At 35.0% G+C, this 18755-nt stretch carries 20 protein-coding genes; 12 read left to right on the top strand and 8 right to left on the bottom strand.

What is annotated here, in order from left to right:
- Window positions 1-61: 61 nt before the first annotated feature.
- From AVL50_RS00595 to AVL50_RS00575, 5 genes are all read right to left on the bottom strand, one after another.
- A complete protein-coding gene (locus AVL50_RS00595) occupies window positions 62-628 on the bottom strand; it encodes a hypothetical protein (RefSeq protein ID WP_157491076.1) in 567 nt (188 codons plus the stop codon).
- A 241-nt stretch (window positions 629-869) separates the two neighbouring features.
- A complete protein-coding gene (gene rimM / locus AVL50_RS00590; RefSeq protein WP_062614538.1) occupies window positions 870-1397 on the bottom strand; it encodes a ribosome maturation factor RimM in 528 nt (175 codons plus the stop codon).
- A 24-nt stretch (window positions 1398-1421) separates the two neighbouring features.
- On the bottom strand, window positions 1422-2171 hold the full coding sequence (locus AVL50_RS00585; protein ID WP_062614537.1) for an SPFH domain-containing protein: 750 nt from the start codon (window positions 2169-2171) through the stop codon (window positions 1422-1424).
- 1 nt (window position 2172) lies between these two features.
- Window positions 2173-2733: an aminoacyl-tRNA hydrolase gene (gene pth, locus AVL50_RS00580; protein WP_062614536.1), complete on the bottom strand. Its 561-nt coding sequence runs from the start codon at window positions 2731-2733 to the stop codon at window positions 2173-2175.
- An 81-nt stretch (window positions 2734-2814) separates the two neighbouring features.
- Window positions 2815-3312 (bottom strand): hypothetical protein, encoded by a 498-nt coding sequence (locus tag AVL50_RS00575; RefSeq protein ID WP_062614535.1) that lies wholly within the window; start codon window positions 3310-3312, stop codon window positions 2815-2817.
- Between the two features lie 83 nt (window positions 3313-3395).
- On the opposite strand from AVL50_RS00575, the gene AVL50_RS00570 reads away from it, so the two are divergent.
- From AVL50_RS00570 to AVL50_RS00555, 4 genes are all read left to right on the top strand, one after another.
- The gene (locus tag AVL50_RS00570) at window positions 3396-4163 is read left to right on the top strand and encodes an alpha/beta fold hydrolase (protein WP_062614534.1); all 768 of its coding nucleotides are present in this window, start codon (window positions 3396-3398) and stop codon (window positions 4161-4163) included.
- Between the two features lie 77 nt (window positions 4164-4240).
- Window positions 4241-4900: a nitroreductase family protein gene (locus AVL50_RS00565; RefSeq protein ID WP_371258972.1), complete on the top strand. Its 660-nt coding sequence runs from the start codon at window positions 4241-4243 to the stop codon at window positions 4898-4900.
- 247 nt (window positions 4901-5147) lie between these two features.
- Window positions 5148-6371 (top strand): hypothetical protein, encoded by a 1224-nt coding sequence (locus AVL50_RS00560; RefSeq protein WP_157491075.1) that lies wholly within the window; start codon window positions 5148-5150, stop codon window positions 6369-6371.
- Window positions 6372-7018: 647 nt separating this feature from the next.
- A complete protein-coding gene (locus tag AVL50_RS00555) occupies window positions 7019-7396 on the top strand; it encodes a TerB family tellurite resistance protein (RefSeq protein WP_062614531.1) in 378 nt (125 codons plus the stop codon).
- A gap of 47 nt (window positions 7397-7443) precedes the next feature.
- On the opposite strand, the gene AVL50_RS00550 is transcribed toward AVL50_RS00555, so the two are convergent.
- From AVL50_RS00550 to nth, 3 genes are all read right to left on the bottom strand, one after another.
- Window positions 7444-8709 carry an exo-beta-N-acetylmuramidase NamZ domain-containing protein gene (locus AVL50_RS00550; protein ID WP_062614530.1) on the bottom strand — a complete coding sequence of 422 codons (1266 nt, stop codon included), beginning with the start codon at window positions 8707-8709 and terminating at the stop codon, window positions 7444-7446.
- A 440-nt stretch (window positions 8710-9149) separates the two neighbouring features.
- On the bottom strand, window positions 9150-11087 hold the full coding sequence (nagB, locus tag AVL50_RS00545; protein WP_062614529.1) for a glucosamine-6-phosphate deaminase: 1938 nt from the start codon (window positions 11085-11087) through the stop codon (window positions 9150-9152).
- Window positions 11088-11331: 244 nt separating this feature from the next.
- A complete protein-coding gene (nth, locus tag AVL50_RS00540) occupies window positions 11332-12012 on the bottom strand; it encodes an endonuclease III (RefSeq protein WP_062614528.1) in 681 nt (226 codons plus the stop codon).
- Window positions 12013-12369: 357 nt separating this feature from the next.
- On the opposite strand from nth, the gene AVL50_RS00535 reads away from it, so the two are divergent.
- The 8 genes from AVL50_RS00535 (at window position 12370) to AVL50_RS00500 (ending at window position 18710) form a co-directional block, all read left to right on the top strand.
- Window positions 12370-12999, top strand: a complete 630-nt coding sequence (locus AVL50_RS00535) for an RNA polymerase sigma-70 factor (protein ID WP_062614527.1) — start codon at window positions 12370-12372, stop codon at window positions 12997-12999.
- A gap of 175 nt (window positions 13000-13174) precedes the next feature.
- On the top strand, window positions 13175-14374 hold the full coding sequence (locus AVL50_RS00530; RefSeq protein WP_062614526.1) for a FecR family protein: 1200 nt from the start codon (window positions 13175-13177) through the stop codon (window positions 14372-14374).
- Window positions 14375-14454: 80 nt separating this feature from the next.
- Window positions 14455-15366: an AraC family transcriptional regulator gene (locus tag AVL50_RS00525; RefSeq protein WP_062614525.1), complete on the top strand. Its 912-nt coding sequence runs from the start codon at window positions 14455-14457 to the stop codon at window positions 15364-15366.
- 151 nt (window positions 15367-15517) lie between these two features.
- Entirely contained in the window at window positions 15518-16153 is a 636-nt protein-coding gene (locus AVL50_RS00520; RefSeq protein WP_062614524.1) for an isochorismatase family protein, read from the top strand.
- Window positions 16154-16213: 60 nt separating this feature from the next.
- Window positions 16214-16933: a pirin family protein gene (locus tag AVL50_RS00515; protein ID WP_062614523.1), complete on the top strand. Its 720-nt coding sequence runs from the start codon at window positions 16214-16216 to the stop codon at window positions 16931-16933.
- Window positions 16934-16935: 2 nt separating this feature from the next.
- Window positions 16936-17172 (top strand): hypothetical protein, encoded by a 237-nt coding sequence (locus tag AVL50_RS00510; RefSeq protein ID WP_062614522.1) that lies wholly within the window; start codon window positions 16936-16938, stop codon window positions 17170-17172.
- 95 nt (window positions 17173-17267) lie between these two features.
- Window positions 17268-17840 (top strand): Crp/Fnr family transcriptional regulator, encoded by a 573-nt coding sequence (locus AVL50_RS00505; RefSeq protein ID WP_062614521.1) that lies wholly within the window; start codon window positions 17268-17270, stop codon window positions 17838-17840.
- 75 nt (window positions 17841-17915) lie between these two features.
- A complete protein-coding gene (locus tag AVL50_RS00500; protein ID WP_082795603.1) occupies window positions 17916-18710 on the top strand; it encodes a type 1 glutamine amidotransferase domain-containing protein in 795 nt (264 codons plus the stop codon).
- Window positions 18711-18755 lie beyond the last annotated feature (45 nt).

Raw genomic sequence — 18755 nt, 5'->3', positions numbered from 1 at the left:
CTAAAATGGAAAATTTTTACTTTTAAAACATATTATTCTAAACATGCTTTTAGAAATATATTTATTTCATTTTATTTTTCTTACTAAAATCTAAGGCCTTACTGAACATCACTCCCCAGAATTTCACTCCTGAAGAAGTAATACCCACTTCAACACCGATTTGAGCTCTCCATTCAATTAAGTTGTAATAAGCATCAAACCAATAACTTTGCGACCATGCAGAGTAGGTTCCTTCAGGGCGTTCTGAAGTGCCTCTCATGGTTTCATGCTGATTGAGCGTCCAGCCCACAGCCCAGTCCCAACGCCCGCCTGGAGCCCAATAATAACCGTTGGTAAACGAGTAATTATTTAACTCAGAAGTAACATCTTTGTTAAAAACCAAATAAGGTAAAAACTTACCAAATAAATGTCCATAACCTACGGACATACTAATATTTTCTTCAGCAAAATCTTGATAACCAACACGGAAGTTCAACAGATTAGTTTCGTCAATATTCTGCCATACTGAGATCTGCTGAATATTGCCCATACCATAGTAGTATTGAACACTTGTTTGTGCGTTAGCATCGTTTTTGGAAGTGATTAGTCCCAGCAATACTAGACTGGAAATTAGTAGTAGCTTTTTCACGTAAAGTAGTTTAAATATTGATAATGAATGTGGCATAAACACCAAATACAACATTATTAGGTTTATGCATATACAAACTTACGTGACTGAATAACAAAGCGCTATCTATTCAATTAAATGAGTTTGAATATAAACAACTGTTATGTTACAAAATATAAAAGCTTCATCTTAAGAAGTGAAGAACTCTTAAAAATGAAGCTTTTAGTGAATATTTTATTCCGTAATGGAGATTGTTATTGCATTATTCCTCCATGTAGATGTCTAACAGCCCATCTGGAATATTAGTATATAATTCCTTTTTCTCTAAATCAGCTTTGATGATAATTTCATCATTGATTGGAATTAAAACTTCTTTTCCTTTATACTGCATTTCCAAGATATCTTGAGCTGAATTAGTATAAACTTTATGAACTGTTCCTAAAGAACCTAAATTATTATCTACTACAGTAAACCCTTCAATATCGTGATAGTAGAATTGTCCTTCCTTCAATTCTGGAAGAGCAGTAAGTGGAAGGTACAATTGGGCATCTTTTAATTCGGCGGCCGCCTCAATGCTGTCAATATCTTCAAACTTGGCGATATATCTATTGTTGTGAAGTGACAAGTACTCTAGGAAAAAAGGAACTAAACTTCCTCTTCTCTCTAAAAATACCACATCAAGACCTTCATATTTTGAAGGATCATCTACGTCGAGGAAAAATAATACCTCACCATTCAGACCATGAGTTTTGGTGATTTTACCAAACTCGAAACATTCATCTTTATGCATATCTTCTAAAAACTTCTTCTAATGTTATTTTTCAGTCATTAAAAGTGACATCAACTGCAACTTCATTCCAGCCTTTTCACTTTCTGTCAACTGATTGACTTGATCTACCTCTTGAATCATTTGCTGTGCAATGGCAACAGCTTCGTTTGCCGCTCTCTTTTTACCCAAAGAACGGATACTATTGAAGCGTGCACTTTCAAGTTGAACACCCACTTCTTCCAGTTTTTTCTTCAGGGCAGTGGCATAAGCATGATTCACTGTGGTAGAATGTAAGCGCAAAGAAACACGTTCTTCACCAAAATCCTCATATGGATACATTTCTATTAACGTTTGAGCTGTTTCTTTTGCAATAGAAAGCACTGAATCTTTGATACTTGACATGCCATAATATGCTTTTGCAGCATCTTCTACTTTCCATCTCAGCTCAACACTCATCTCCAATTGTACCCCGTCTTTTGCAAAAGTATCCCAAGGTCCTACCATGTGTACCTCATCTTTCAATGATATTTTTTGGATAGTTCTGAAAGGATGATACCAATAAAAGCCTGAAGTATTGATAGAGCCTTTATATTTACCCAGAAGAGAAATCAAAGCTGAATCTCCTTCTGATACTACAAAGTAGCCTCTCAATAATACTAAATCAACAAAGAGCAGGAGCATAGCAAGTGCTCCAAGATCAGGAAGAGATAAAACATAACCTGCGCCGCCAAACACAACAGCTTGTACAATGATCATGATATATCCTGATATTCCTTTGATTTTCTTGTCTGTCATATTATTTATTGTATTGTGTCATTGTTCTTGATAAACCAATGGAAGCAAAAGAAAGACACATATCTGCTGACTTTTCAATCAATCCTTCCAAATCAATTTTCTCATCTTCTGTGAACTCTCCCAATACAAAATCAACCTGTTTTCCTTTAGAGTAATTGTCGCCAATTCCGAAACGCAATCTTGGATATGCAGCTGTCTGTAATTGAGCTTCAATATCTTTTAGTCCATTATGACCTGCAGCACCACCTTTTCCTCTCATTCTAAGACTTGTATATGGAATAGCCAAATCATCAACAATCACTAGAATATTCTCTGTTTTTATTTTTAATTGATTAGCCCAATATTTTACAGCCTTACCGCTCAGGTTCATATAGGTAGTCGGTTTGATTACCGTAATACTTCTTCCTTTATGTTTAAAATCAGCAACATAGGCCAAGCGATCCATTTTAAAAGAAGCATCATGTTTTTTTGCTAAATAATCAGCTACCATAAAACCAATATTATGACGCGTTTTTTCATATTCAGGACCAATATTGCCTAAGCCTACGATTAAATATTTCATTGTTTTTGTTAAAGAAATTTCTTGATAACGAATTTAATACGCAAAGGTACTATTTTCTAGAATTATTAATAGTGTTGATTTTTAATATAATGCCAACACTAAAGCTTTATGGTTGAGTTCAATTTGAATTACTTTCAACGAATCATCTTTACTCAAAGGCGAAGAATATAAATAAGACTTCTTATTGGAAGAAGTGATAATTCCCTGGATGTTATCATTGAGGGGTAACTTATTGTCAATATTGTATTGATATGCTTCCCAGACGCTTTTTTCAATCTCATCAGTGGGTGTAGAACATTCTACCCACGCTTTTTTAATGTAGGGCTTCAAGCTGTCTGCAAAAATAGATAAAGCCAAATCACCACAAGGTTGATCAATTGTTGTTGTTTTTACAATAGACCTGCCAATTGAATAGCCTTTTTCAGCAATATCATTTTCATGAATCTGTTTGATTTTTCGTTCCTTGATTTGCTTATTCACACTATTGGCATCAATCTTATCTGAGGTTCTTAGGCCACAAGAAAAAAGGGATGCAATGATTAAAAAATAAGCAAGAAGTGATTGATTTATAGATTTCATTTGTTCTCTTTTTAAAGAGGATGTTTTTTTTATTTCTCCTCAAAACTACATCTTTACATTTTCTAATTAAAATTTCATATATAATGAATTTGTTTTACAGAGAAATTGGTGAGAGAGGAAATAAACCATTAATCATATTACATGGCCTTTTCGGACAATGCGATAATTGGATGACACTAGGAAAGCAATTGTCAGAAAAATTACATGTTTTTTTAGTCGATCAGAGAAATCATGGGCAATCGCCGCACAGTGATGATTTCAGTTATCAGTTGATGGCGGATGATTTGAAAACGTTTATTGAAACACATCAGCTTGAGAAGCCAATTATTCTGGGGCATTCTATGGGTGGAAAGACTGTCATGCAGTTTGCCGCCAACTATCCTGACATGGTAAGCAGAATGATTGTAGTGGATATTTCTCCTCGTTTTTACCCTGTTCATCACCAAACAATATTGGAAGGATTGAACGCTTTGCCAATAGATTCTATAAAAACTAGGGGAGAAGCAGATAAGTTATTGGCAGAATATATACCAAACTTTGGTGAAAGATCGTTCTTATTGAAGAACATCTATCGAAAGAAAGAAGGAGGTTTTGCTTGGAGAGTCAATTTACCGGTGATAACTGCCAAAATTGAGGAGGTAGGTAAAGCTTTAGCAATGACACATACCATTGAAGTACCAACTTTATTTATTGGTGGTACGAACTCCAACTATATACAACAAGCAGATCAAGAAGAGATTAATGAAAAATTTGCCTCTGTTTCGGTCGAAATGATTGAAGGAGCAGGGCATTGGGTACACGCTGAGAAGCCTCAGGAGCTACTTTCGGCAATTAATAGCTTTATTTTTTAATTTATTAAAGTTTTTATTGTATTTTTAGGTGTTATAAATACTTTTATTCGTTCAACCCATTGACACATATGCACGCTGTGGAAGATTTTATACCTTATAATTCTTTAGAAGTTTCAGAAGAAAAAATGCTGAAGAAAACGCAGGAGTACTACGAAAAGATTAACAAAAGACGATCACTGAGAGATTTTTCTGACAGACCAGTAGAGAAGGAAGTGATTGAAAATATCATAAAGGCGGCGAGTTGTGCTCCCTCAGGTGCCAACAAACAGCCTTGGACTTTTTGTGCCGTTTCAAGCCAGGAAGTGAAAAAAAATATCCGTATTGCTGCTGAAAAAGAAGAGTATGAAGGCTATCATGGCAGAATGAGCGAAGAATGGCTGGACGATTTAAAACCTTTTGGAACAGATTGGAATAAGCCTTTTTTGGAAACTGCACCATGGTTAATAGTGGTTTTCAAGCAGGTATATGAGATTGATGAGCATGGTATAAGACACAATAATTATTATGTGAATGAGTCTGTAGGTTTGGCTAGTGGCTTTCTATTGAATGCTATTCATGAAGCAGGGTTAGTGGCATTGACACACACTCCATCTCCCATGAATTTTTTGGCAAAAGAATTAAAACGCCCTGCAAATGAAAGACCTTACTTATTAATACCAGTAGGATATCCAGCAGAAGACGCAAAGGTGCCTAATATCACAAGGAAACCGCTAGAAGATATTGTTGAGTGGTACTAGACCATTTTAATTATAGATCATAGAAAGGCAGTGAATTGAAAAGTTCACTGCTTTTTTTATACTCAGTATTTACCAAAAGTAACTTATCTCTAGTTTTCTACTTATTTTTTGTGAGTGTGTTGATTAAAAATGCATTAGTAGTGGCTCTGTTGAAAGTTTTTAGATGAAATAATCGTAAAAAATAATGATAATAAGCTAATTTTGGTAGAGTACTTACTTATATGCAAACTTGATATAAATTAAAAAAATGAACAAACTATTATTTTGGGGCATTATTATGCTGTTAACACTCCCTTTCTGCACTTATGGTCAATATGTATTAGAAGAAGAAGAACCTCAATCGCAAAAAACATATTCATCTTTAGAATGGTTAGATAAAGATTTTAAGAAAATGTCTTTCAGTAATTATTCCAAAGGAGTATTTTATGCAAAGGTGAACTATGAGGCAGAAAATGGTAATGAGTATGATCTCATTTTTGATGTTCATTCAGATCACTTGATAAGCGTTAATGAAGTGAAATCAGGTGAAAATCATGGAGAATTCTTTTTGTTTGATCAGAGTAAACGCTTAAGAATAAAGGGTAATTATAAAAATGGTATTAAAACTGGCCAGTGGGTTGATTATTTTTTTTATGATTCTTTTATCAAAGAATACACCTACAATAATAATAGAGAATTGGTAACTACAGTTCGAACACAGAAAGGAGATACAATATTGATAAAAGGTGAGGGGACAATTAAGTTTCAAGTTGGAAAACATTCTTATTATCATGAATTGTATAAAAATGGAGTGTTAGATTATTCATATATTTCTAATCAGAGTATGGATACTACTTATATCAAGACACATCAATCTGCTGTGTTAAAGTCAGATGATGAATTAAGAAAGTATTTGAAGAAATGCCTCAAAGGAATCAAGTATGAAATCTATCACCAGATGGAATTGAAAATGTGGGTACTTGTGGATAAAGATGGTAATGTCACAGATGTAGAGTTAAAGGAGGGGTTCACTGATCTTTTGAATCGAAATCTCATTAAAGGATTGAAAGAAACGAAAGGTTTATGGAAAGGAGCTATACTTAATAACGAAGTTGTACCTTCTTTTTATGAGTATTCAGTTTTATTGTTTGATATAATAAAACCTATTAAATCCAAAGATCTGAACACACCAATGATAATAGCACATCCTGCTTCTGGTCCCAGTTATTATGATCTAACTTATAACTCTAATCATTTTTTTCAACCTAATAATATAGATGCAATAAAACGAAATGCATATAATAGTACCTCTCGTAATGGTGTATTGAGTCATAGTCATGGTGGTTCATCAATAAGGTCTGACAATTCCTCAACAATAAAAAAAGTGAGAAAAGCTAAACGCTTAGAGTTAAAGGATATGACTAAGAAGAAACTTAAAAAAGTAAATTTTGAAGATTTATTAAAGCGACACAATGTTATCTCTTATCAATAAGTATAAAATATCTTTCTCCTGAAAAGTCGTTGAAAATTTATAAGATATGTAAGTAAGGTATTGAAAAGTATATCCATATTACCATATATTTTAATGTATATCAAAAATTACCCTTAGGGTGGAGACATCACATGAGGCCATTTAACTATGAAATTGAATACGACTGCTGTTGTCTATAATAAGATGATAGATTATAGTATTATAGACTATTCTTATTTTAAAAAAAGCAGTGAATTGAAAAGTTCACTGCTTTTTTTGTAGCCATAGAGTAATTATGCTTAATGAGATAAATTGTCTAATTGAGAATGTAGTAGAGCTACTAAATAAAAAAATGTTCCTTTGAACATCATGAACTACCTCTATTTAGATATAAATAATAAGAGAGTTGAGAAATCAATATCTATTGTGTCTTACAAGATGTTGAGCCATATATTATTTCTAATTCAATCGGTTGTGGCAAATCATATACTTTTTATATGTGATATACCATATTTTATAACGGATTTTAACCTATTGTTAAACATTTATAAAAATGTATATAAGACACTTTAAAATATATCCACATTAGCACTCATTAACGTATACAATAGAGTACTTTATAACAACTTATGGCCCGAGTTAACGCTCGGGTTAAAACTTTATTGATTATGTCAGACAAAGAAAAACTTTACGAAATCTTAGGTGAACTATTGTTTGTAGTAGCAAAAGCGGACGGAGTGATTCAAGTAGAAGAAAAGGAGGTGCTAGAGAGTTATTTTAAAGACCATCCTTATGGGGAAGACATCAGATGGTCCTTTAATTATGAAGCGAAACGAAACACTCCCGTAGATGATGTTTACAACAAGGTCATAGACTATTGTAAGCATTACGGCCCTACAAATGAGTACCAAGAATTTATCAAGGCAATGGAGGTTGTGGCAGAAGCAGCAGATGGTATCGATGAAAACGAAACAGCCGTCATGCAATCTTTTTCCCAAGACCTACTAACCAGATTTAAAAATGATATTGATGCAATGCAATCTTAATCCACTTTCCCCAATTTTTTAAAGCAAAACTATATGACTAACTATGCTTAACGATACATTAAATACACGGCAGCTTTCTTCCTGAAGGCTGCCTCATCTTTTCTCCAGTAATCCTTCATTCCTGCAAAACTGTAAGAAGCCATAAATCCTTCTCTTATTTTATTACTGCCACAAACTTTGTCAAACATGGTCCATCGGTCTTTGTGTGCATTAAAAAGATCTTTAGTGGCATGTAACTTATGCTGTACCTCTAAAACATGGAATTGAATTTCTGACAGTCGCACTTTATCATAATCAGTAATGTAAATCTGCACTCCATGTAATTTCATCCCTTTCTTCTCTTTATAATATGGCGTAAAAGAAAGTCCTCTAAAATAAACACCTTCCAAGTTTAAAGCATTCAGTTGTTGAGCAAACTGTCTAGTATTGATATATTCTGCCCCGAAAAGCGTAAAAGGTAGAGTGTAACCAATTCCAATAAAGTTTCCTTCTAGTTCACCAATAATTCCACTGGCAGGGTAAAGTTCAGCTACTTCAGGGAAAGGAATATGAGGTGAAGTAGGAATCCAATGTCTGCCAGTATCTTTAAAACGCATATCTCTTTTCCAGCCTTTCATCGGAATCACATTCAATTTACACTGCGTTTTATTTTTCAGCCACTCTTCATAATTCATCATGTAGGCTAGTTCTCCTACTGTCAATCCATAGATGTAAGGAATAGGGAATTGGCTCACAAAAGAAAAGTAGCCCGGTTCAACAATGTTGCCTTCTATTTTAGTACCACCAAGCGGATTAGGTCTATCTAATACAATTACTTCTTTATTATTTTCAGCCGCTGCTTCCATTACCAACCCCAAAGTACTGATGAAAGTATAGGATCTCACACCAATATCTTGAATGTCATATACAATCACATCCACATTCTGAAGCATGGCAGGAGTAGGTTTTCTTGTTTTTCCATAAAGTGAATAAACAGGAAGTCCAGTCACTGCATCCGTATTACTATCCACATGCGCACCAGCATCTGTATCCCCACGCACACCATGTTCGGGTCCGTAAAGAGCAGTGAGATTCACATTTTTAGCTTGATATAAAATATCTACAGTAGAAATAAAGCTATGGTCAACACCTGTAGGGTTAGTGACCAATCCCACTCTTTTACCTTCTAATGCTTTAAAATTTTGATCTCTCAATACTTCTATGCCTACTTTGACGAGTGGTTCAGGGGATTGGGCAAGGGAAATAATGGAGTTGAAAAAGAATAGGGTTAATAGTAATAACGTTCTTTGAGGATAATATTTAGAGGATTTCATTCAAAATAGGTAAGTTAAAAATTATATTGAGATACACTTTTTAGGAGTGACAAAGTCGAAGTATCAGGTCAGAAGAAAAGGGTCAAAACACCGTACACCATGACTTGAAGTCATGGGCTTTTGGGAAGCTATCCTTTTTTTCGACACTCATTATGAACTTGAAATGTTTCAATAATTTACAAGTTCTTACATCGCTTTAATACAGATTAAGACAAATATTATAATCAAAAGTGATAATTGAGATGTCTTCCCAAAAGTCCATAATTTCAATTATGGGGCTACGAAATACTCGTTTTATTCTGAACCAGTACTTATCGTCAAATAAATATAGCCAATAAAAAATTGATTTGTTAATACAGGTTTGTCTTGAAACAAAAAAACGTCTGAGATTTCTCCCAGACGTTTAATTCAATCTATTTTATCGCACACTTTATATATCTCTAGATGAAGTGGTAGCGCACAAACGCTTCCATTGCTTCATACTCTGCAAGACCAAGTGCATTGTATAATTTCGCAGTTCCCGAATTACGCTCTTCTGCTCTTTGCCAGAATTCACGGTCATCTGTTCCTTGGAATACTACGCCATCTTTTTGTGACTCATGGAAGAAAATAGCTTTTCTTTTTGTAAGAACTTGTTCTGGAGACATTGGTACAGCCATTTCGATTTCGTCGATTGGCCACTCATGCCATGCACCTCTGTACATCCAAACCCAACAGTCTTTCATGTATTCTTCTGATTTCAACTCTTCCAAAGCAGCGAAGATAGCATCTAAACATACACGGTGAGTACCATGCGGGTCAGCTAAGTCACCTGCTGCGTAGATTTGGTGAGGCTTGATGTCAGAAATGATATTTTTGATGATCTCAATGTCCGCTTCACCTACTGGGTTTTTACGAACTTTACCTGTTTCATAGAAAGGTAAATCTAAGAAGTGTACTTGTTCTTTTGGAATACCAGTGTAACGACATGCCGCGATCGACTCGTCTCTACGAATCTGACCTTTGATTTGTCTTACTGCTAATGAATCGATATCACCCTCCTCTTTTGCATCTAAGAAACCAGTGATTTCTTTAAACTTCGATTTAGATTCAGCAGATCCAAAACCAAATTTGTCCATCAATGAGTTCGCAAATGTAGCATATCTACGAGCATCATCATCAGAAACGGCAATGTTACCTGAAGTTTGGTAAGCAACGTGTACTTCGTGTCCTTGGTCCACTAAACGTTGGAATGTACCACCCATTGAAATTACGTCATCATCAGGGTGAGGAGAGAAGATAATTACACGTTTCTTAGCAGGAACAGCTCTTTCAGGACGTTGTGTATCGTCTGCTGAAGGCTTACCGCCTGGCCATCCTGAGATTGTATGTTGTAAAAGGTTGAATACTTCGATGTTCAAATCGTAAGCAGAACCTTTAGTGGATAATAAGCTATCTAAACCACTTTCCAAATAGTCCTTGTTCGTTAATTTCAAGACCGGCTTACCTGTTTTGTAAGCTAACCAAACTACCGCTTTCTTTGTCATTGCAGTAGTCCATTCTACTTCAGAAACTAACCAAGGAGTTGTGATACGTGTCAATTGTTCCGTTGCACCTTCATCGATGAATACAGACACGTTATCATGTTTTTGTAGGAAAGTTGCAGGTACTTGCATTGAGATATCGCCCTCTACCATTTTCTTCACGATAGGTGCTTTACCAGAACCCCAAGCCATCATGATGATTCTTTTAGCTTGCATAATCGGCTTCACACCCATTGTAATAGCACGCTTAGGAACGAAATCCAAACCACCAAATGAAGGAGCCGCATCAATACGAGTGATCGCATCCAAAGTCACCATACGAGTACGGCTATTTTCTGTTGAGCCTGGCTCGTTGAAACCAATGTGACCTGTACGACCAATACCTAATATTTGAATGTCCAATCCACCTGCGTTAGCAATTTTAGCCTCATAGTCTTTGCAGAAAGCATAAACATCTTCCATCGCTAAAGTACCGTCAGGGATATGGATATTTTTCTCTTCGATATCAATATGGTTGAATAAATTTTCGTTCATGAAACGTACATAAGAATGTACAGAATCAGGTTGCATAGGATAATATTCATCCAAATTGAAAGTCACTACATTTTTAAATGATAACCCCTCTTCTTTGTGCAAACGAATTAATTCGTCATATACTTTTAAAGGAGAAGAACCAGTAGCCAAGCCTAAAACTGCATTTTCACCTTTCGACGCTTTGTCTCTAATAAGATCAGCGATTTCGTGAGCGATAACTACAGACGCTTCAGCATTTGTTGAAAAAGTGTAGGTTTGAAGACGTTCAAATTCTCTGTCCGTCATAACTTGTTGGTTCAACAATGTTGTGTTCATAATCATTAAATTTTCTTAGTAGTGTGATAAGATAGAATCAATGCTTTTTTATTGATTTATACCCAAATTTATGTATACGTGTACATTGTACATAAATTTTTCGGCGCAAAGCATTCGTCTATGGTTAAACGGCGTTTGTCGTTGAAGTGTGCCGTTTAAAGCGACAATGATTGTTAAATCACTCAAAGGCGTGTTAACTCCCAAATGTTTTGAGAAGATAACTTCAATTTAATGTTAACAGGATGTTGAATTATGCTTTTTTCTTTACCTTTCGTTTAGGATTTGAAGATTTTTTTTCTGTGAAAAGTGTTTTTCTGCCATGCTTTGAGCATATAGGACACTCTCTAGGATCGTGTCTCTGAGCAGGGCAGTACTCTCTTCCAAAATAGATGATTTGAAGATGAAGATCATTCCAGTCTTTTTCATCAAACAAGCGTTTGGCGTCTTTCTCTGTTTGCTCCACACTTTTTCCAGTGGAAAGTCCCCAACGGTACATCAATCTATGAATATGTGTATCTACAGGAAAGGCAGGTACACCAAAAGCTTGTGACATCACTACAGAAGCCGTTTTATGACCCACCGCAGGAAGAGACTCTAGGTCTTTAAAATTATCAGGAACTACACCGCCAAACTTTTCAACAATTATCTTTGACATTCCATAAATCCCTTTCGATTTCATCGGAGAAAGCCCGCAAGGCTTTATGATTTCTCTAATTTCCTCCACACTCAATTGCATCATATCATAAGGATTATCCGCTTTGGCAAATAAAAGAGGTGTGATTTTATTCACTCTTTCGTCAGTACACTGTGCAGAAAGTGCCACAGCCACCAATAAAGTAAAAGGATCTTTATGGTCTAATGGAATGGGTGGATTAGGGTATAAACTTTGTAAAGTTTGAACGATGTCTTGAACTTTTTCCTGCTTAGTCATTGTTTATAGTTTTAATTGAGGTGGCAATTTAATAAAAGTATCAAGGTTGTAGGTAATTGATCAATTGCTTATATCAACATACTAATAGCGAATAATTCAAATTTTCATTAATGAGGTTTATAATACACTATTTTTTAAATATATTGTGTGATTATAGCTTCAGTATTAGGCGAAGTGCTAAGATAGAGGTGATCGGAAATCGTTGATTTTGTTTTTCATTCGTATTTAGAGTTGAACTTGAAGCGGAAAACCAAGTAAGAGTGAGAAAACAATATTCCAATAGGAATTAGCAAGAAATTAACGAGAAGCAGGTGACATTTTTTAGTGCCAAAATCAATAAAATCGATATTTAATCTAATGAATTTCGAAAACTTAGAAGAAGAAGCACTGATTGACCTTGTGAAAGGGGGAGATCGTTTTGCTTGGGAATATATAACTAAAGAATACTATCAGGCAATTCTTAATTTTATCAATGGAATGGTAAAAGACTGGGAAACGGCCGAAGAATTAGTTCAAGATATATTTGTAAACTTTTGGAGTAAAAGAGAATCTTTAAATATAAACTTATCCTTAAAAGCTTATTTATACCGCTCTGCAAGAAATCATACGCTGAACTTCATCAAAAGAAGAAACTTTGAGCGCGATTACCAGAAGGGTGTAGCAGAAAGAATGGTTATTTCCAGTAACGATACGGAGGATACCTATCATTTTTCCGAATTAGAGAAAAGACTTTCTGAAGCCATTGAGGAATTACCAGAAAAAATGAAAGAAATTTTCAAAATGAGCCGTTTTGAAGATTTGACTTATAAAGAAATTGCTGATGCATTAGATATTCCTGTAAGAACAGTGCATTATCAAATTGGCTTAGCTTTAAAACAATTAAGAGAAAAATTAAAAGGGCATGTTGACCCTAGTCTAATGGCATTGGAAGGCGGAATTGTAGTGGGCTTAATTATAGACTATTTATTACAGTTCAATTTATTTTAGATTTTTTTTGTCTTCACATAGATTTCAATTGTCTTGGCTTAAAGGACGATATAACTGTGTGATTCCGCTATGAAGCGTCATTATAGACACAAGGACTGAAAATGAAAATTCATCATGACTTGTCCTTAATATTATTTAGAGTAATAAAGAATTTATCATATTTATCCGACATTTTATGGATAAGGAAATTAACATTGATTGGACACTGATTGCAGAAAGCTTAGGTGGTGACCAAATGGCTGTTACTAAAGCAAAACAGCTGGCTGAAACCGACGAAACTTTCAAAAGTGTTCTTTCAGAAGTAACAGAGATCTGGATTCAATCCACTAGCATCGGACAAGAAAAGAAGCGTATTTTAAATACTTCTCAGTTGGACGCTAAAGTAAACGAAATCTGGGATAAGATTTTGGAAGTTGAATCTGAAGAAACAAAAATTGCTACTACATTAGAAAACCAAACTAATGAGGTATGTGACGATGTAAAGGACATTTGGTCTTCTGCTGGCTCACTCGGTAAGAAACAACGTAAGGAAGTTTCATCTGAAGAGATGGACGCTGCAATGGCCAAAATGCTGTTGAGAATGAACGTTACTGCCGAAGAAAAGAAAGAAGCTCCAACTTTTAAAGTGGAGAAGAATCTTGCAGTGAAGAAAAATAATACTTCAACATGGTCATTCCCGAATAGTATGGCAGCGGCGGTAGCCATTTTGTTGACATTGGGCTTGTCAATGTTCTATTATTTAGACAGTGATAAAGTACAGATGTTGCAACAAGAAACAGGCAATACAACTGCTTTAGTGAAATTACCTGATGGTACAAAAGTCTGGCTGAACAAAGAAAGTTCAATTCGTTATCCTGAAACTTTTGGTGATAACGATAGAGTAGTTTCTTTGGAAGGTGATGCTTTCTTTGAAGTGAAAAGAGATGAACAACATGCTTTTAATATCATCACTTCAGAAGCAACTACTACCGTGTTAGGTACTTCATTCCACTTGACACAAAATCAAGTTGAGGTGGTAACGGGTAAAGTAAGATTTGAAAGCAAAGAGACTGGCGAGTATGTTGTTCTTGTTAAAAATGAAACAGGAGCTGTTGCTGATGGAACGGTCAACAAGAAATCTTATGAGCAGGATATCAATGCTGCTTCTTTAATGCAGACAGAACTTTCATTTGAAGGAGCTAATTTGTCAGATGCAGTCAAAGCAATAGGAAAAGCATACAACACTTCAATTGTGATTGAGAATAAGCAATTAGAGAAACGTAAATTCACTGGTATTTTTAGAAACAAAACCCTAGAAACAGTGATTGAGCAAGTTTCAGAAGTAGTAGGTTGCGATATTGAAAAATTAGAAGATGGAACAGTGGTTTTAAAATAATTAGAACCCTTCATGCATAAATCAAGGAAGTCACTCTATATTTAGGGTGACTTTTTTGTTGCTTTATTTTTGATAAAAATATGATTCCTTTTCAAACTATTACTAAAAGCCTTCAATTATATCAATCTTTTCATGCACCTCAGCCTACATTTGGGACTGATATTTTTAATGATGCGATTACCGATGATGATGTAGTAATTCTTTCCAATAATGGAGAAGGAAACAAAGGAGTGCCGATGAGGTGTGATCATTTCATTGTCATCATGTGCTTAAGAGGTTCTGCCTTTAGAAGGGTCAATCATCATAATTTTTCCATCAATGCCAACTCAATTCATATCATAAAACCTGGACAAATTGCTTCTTTATCCAATATCTCTTCAGACTTTGAAATCCAAGTGTTATTGTTCCACCAAGATCATATACAAAAGTTGGGAATTCAGTTTGAAGTACTTGACAAATTATTAAGCTATAATGAAAGTTGTATTCCTTATTTTGAGTTAGAAAGTGATAGTTTAAGGATCTATACCCAATTATTTCAACAGATTGAGAGTGAAGTTAAACATCAGCACCTCTTTAAAGGAAATATAATCAATGGTCATTTACTGGCATTAATGGGACACATTAAAAGCAGATTATACTTGAATAAAAGTTTAGAAGAAGGAACAAACAGTCAGCAAAACCTTTTTTTGAGCTATAAAAAACTCATTGAAATCCATTTCATAGAAAAGAAAACCGTTCAAGAATACGCAGATTTATTAGCAATCACTCCCAAACATCTTAGCGAAACGATAAAACAACTCACAGGACAGCGAGCACTTTATTTTATACATGAGAGATTGATCAATGAAGCCGAATATCTATTAACCTACACTAGAGAGTCGATCAGCCAAATTACTTATGCTCTAAATTTTGATACCGTTTCTCACTTTGGACGCTTTTTCAAAAAATATAAAGAAATCACACCTGTGGAATATAGGAAAAGGATAATATGATTTTATTGGTTTATTATTTTTTATTAAAAACCTTATTTAATTTATCTATACGACTTATTGGTTCTTTTTGACTGCTTTTTGGTTTAATATATCCTTCTTCAATCCTACACCTTTGTAATGTAATCAAAACAAAAACTTAAACATTACGAAGATGAACAATCACAGATTCTCAGAATTTTTATCGACAGAAAACAGTGTACTAGCACTTATTGATCACCAAACAGGTTTGCTATCTAGTGTGAGAGATATAGAGCCTGATTTATTGAAGACGAACTTATTGGCCTTAACCAAAATGGCGAAAGAGGCAGGTATTCCAATTGTGATCACTTCCAGTATGCCCGAAGGACCGAATGGCCCTTTTATTCAGGAGGTGTTGGACCTTGTTCCAGATGCAACTTACATCAAAAGAGACGGTGAAATCAATGCATGGAATAACCCTGATTTTAAAGCAACCATTGAAGCTACAGGAAGAAAGAAAATAATCATGGCAGGGATTGTAACGGACGTTTGTTTGATGTTCCCAGCGTTATCTTCTTTAGCTGAAGGGTATGATCCTTATGCTATTTTTGATGCAAGCGGTACTTGGAATAAATTGGTGCAGGAAGTGACCGTACAGCGTTTAGCCCAAGCAGGAGTTAAAGTATCTACATGGGCTTCAGCTTTAGCCGAAATAATGCATGACTGGAGATCGGAAAAGGCGTATCCATTGGCTGGTGTTTTAAGTGAACATACTTCATATGGGTTAGTCTATGAAAGCTATTTATCCACTCAAAAACAAGAAGCTTAATTGAGGTAAGATGGATAAGAATACTCTTTTTCCTTTATCAATCACATTAAAAAAATCATCATGGAATTAAATATAAAAAAACGCTCACAACAACATGCAGTTGCACTTTTTGGAGGAAAATTGCATGAAAATAAACCATTGGCAGGAGACCCTTTGTACTCTAATTTAATCTATTGGGCCCACGTGGAAGCCAATGAGGAAGGGACTTTCCCTATGCACCCTCATAAAGGAATAGAAATTCTCACTTTCATTTTTGAAGGAGGATTAGAACACTTTGATACAGCCACAAATAAATGGACTCCGTTACCAGGAGGAGGGGTTCAGCAAATCTATGCGGGTAATGGAGTATATCACTCGGAAAAATATCTAAAAGGATCTCGAGCATTTCAAATATGGTTTGATCCTGATTTTTCAAAGTCACTCACCCAAAAAGCAAGTTATAGAGATTTCCAGTCCAATGAGTTTTCATGGACAACAGAAAACGGGTTGGAAGTAATGAATTACGCTGGGCAGGCAGGGCCTATTCAGACCAATGCTCCTGAGGTGGAAATCAAACGCTACAAATTACCAAAAGGAGAAGGTGAGTTTGATTTAGACCCTTCAAAAGTTTATTCTATTTATTTGATGGATGGAGCCGTAAAAGTGGCAGGAAAGTTAATGGAAAAAGATGCTTTTGTAAAGGTGGAAGGTCAAGAGCTATTGACTTGGAAAGCTTTGGAAGAGGCAGAACTATTCATTCTGTCTTCACCTGTAAATGTAGGGTATAAAACAGCCTATTAGTCATGAGCAAAAATAAAGAAAATCCTGTGTATTGGAAGCAGGTTTTAGTGACCATATTTACAGTTTACCCATTAATTGTTATGGTAGATATGATGCTTCAATATTTGTTTCCAATGGAAGAATTTCATCCAAAAGTGAATATCTTTTTTACGGTAGTAATTGTTGGAGCACTAATGGTAAATCCTGTGATGCCACTTGTTTATCGTTATTTGGGTAAATGGCTTTATACATCAAAATAATCTTCAAGGTGAGGTGAAAATAATGAACCTCACCTGATTTTACTTTCTTCGTAACTTTAGAATAGTAAAAAGAGTGAATTGATTATTTTTGTAAAATGAAATCAATCACAGAAATCTTCAAAGGTTTAGAACTCACCGATTCAGAATATGCTTTTATCAAAGAAAGGTGTCAGGAAGTAGCACTTAAAAAAGGGGAGGTGCTTTTAAGAAAAGGACAGCCTACTTTGTCTCAATATTATGTGTTGGAAGGTTGTTTACGTTCTTTTTTTGAAGATGCACAGGAGCGGGATCATACATTACAGTTTGCCATTCATGATTGGTGGATCAGTGATTATACTGCCTTTTTTGATGGAAATCCTGCTGTTTTAACGATTGAAAGTATTCAGAAAACGACTGTATTAGAATTTACAAGGAAAGCTCAAATAGAGATTTTTGAGAATATACCGAAAGTAGAAAGTTTCTTCAGAGAAAAAATGGAGCATAGTTTTGGTGCATTTCAAAAAAGAATCATTAATGATCTATCAAAAACAGCCAAAGAGAAATACCTTGATTTTCTTCAAACTCATAAGGAAATCGAAACCCATATTAAAAACTATCATATTGCGTCTTTTTTGGGCATAACAACAGAAAGCCTAAGTAGAATTAGAAGGGAAATCGCGAAGGACTAGTCTTTTCTTATCATAGATCAATTTTTTCACTGAATTATTTTTTTGAGCTTTGCATCATCAAAAAATAAAACAGTTATGATCAATATTAAAAACTTCTTAATCGGTTTATTATCGACTTTAATTTTTGCTTCATGTGGAGCAGACAATTCTTCTCAATCATCAAAAGAAACAAAGAGTGAAACGAAAGCTGTAAAAAAGGTTTTATTCGTTTTAACGAGCCACGATCAATTAGGTGATTCAGGTGAAAAAACAGGGTTCTGGATCGAAGAATTTGCTACCCCTTATTATTTTCTAAAAGATAAAGGCGTTGAAATTACCTTGGCTTCACCAAAAGGCGGACAACCTCCATTTGATCCGAAAAGTGATGCAAAAGATGCACAAACACCATCGACTGTACGTTTCAAAGCTGATGAAGAGGCAAAAACTCAAATGGCCAATACATTGAAATTATCTACGGTAAATGCGGCAGATTATGATGCTGTTTTCTATCCAGGTGGTCACGGTCCATTGTGGGATTTAGTAACAGATGAGAATTCAATTGCATTGATTCAGGACTTTTACAATTCAGGTAAGCCTGTTTCTGCAGTTTGTCACGCGCCAGCTATTTTCAAAAATGTAAAAGCAAAAGATGGTGCTCCATTAGTAAAAGGTAAAAAAGTAACAGGTTTCTCTAACAGTGAAGAAGCGGCAATTCAATTGACTGAAATCGTTCCTTTCTTAGTAGAAGATATGTTACAAGAAAACGGCGGTACCTACTCAAAAGGTGCAGATTGGGGAGCCTATGCAGTAGAGGATGGCTTGATCATTACAGGTCAAAATCCAGCTTCATCAGAGTTAGTGGCTGAAAAATTATTGAAGCAATTGAACTAATTTCAAGTGTATTAGGTTCTAGGTCAAAAGAATAAATTCAATAGA

Source organism: Flammeovirga sp. SJP92 (genome assembly GCF_001583495.1).
Classification (GTDB): domain Bacteria; phylum Bacteroidota; class Bacteroidia; order Cytophagales; family Flammeovirgaceae; genus Flammeovirga.
Note: the sequence above shows the minus strand (reverse complement) of the source record. Positions and strands in the feature narration are given on the sequence as shown.